Origin of the sequence: Phytoactinopolyspora endophytica, from assembly GCF_004138495.1 — a bacterium.
Classification (GTDB): Bacteria; Actinomycetota; Actinomycetes; order Jiangellales; family Jiangellaceae; genus Phytoactinopolyspora; species Phytoactinopolyspora endophytica.
Genome location: NZ_ML142862.1, coordinates 50,427 through 50,871, shown reverse-complemented (window position 1 = coordinate 50,871; position 445 = coordinate 50,427). Strand labels below are relative to the sequence as shown.

The following is a 445-nucleotide window of genomic DNA, read 5'->3' as shown; positions in this document are numbered from 1 at the left end:
CAGAGCATCCCGACGGTGCTGGGCGTGGTCAAGGGGCAGGCCGTCCCGCTCTTCCAGGGTGCGTTGCCGGAAGCCGACGTGCGCCGGGTGATCGACGAGCTGTTGAAGGTCGCGACCCAGAACGGTGTGGCCGGTCGGGCCGAGCCGGCCCAGGGCGATGACTCCGAGGCGGTCGAGGAGGAAGTGTCGGACCCTCGGTTCGACGCCGCCTACGAGGCGCTCAACGCTGGAGACCTCGACGCCGCGGCTGCGGCTTACCAGACGGTGCTGAACGAGTCGCCGGCTGATGCGGACGCCAAGGCCGGACTGGCCCGGGTAGAGCTGCTCCGCCGTACCAGCGGCGTCGACCCGGCCAGCGCGCGTGCGGCCGCGGAGGCCAACCCGGCTGATGTCGACGCGCAGCTCGTCGCCGCTGATCTCGAGCTCGCACAGGGTCAGGCCGAGG

1 pseudogene is annotated in these 445 nt (G+C 71.7%); it reads left to right on the top strand.

The features are described from left to right. Positions 1 to 445: pseudogene (locus tag ELR45_RS38850) on the top strand (co-chaperone YbbN); the annotation flags it as partial.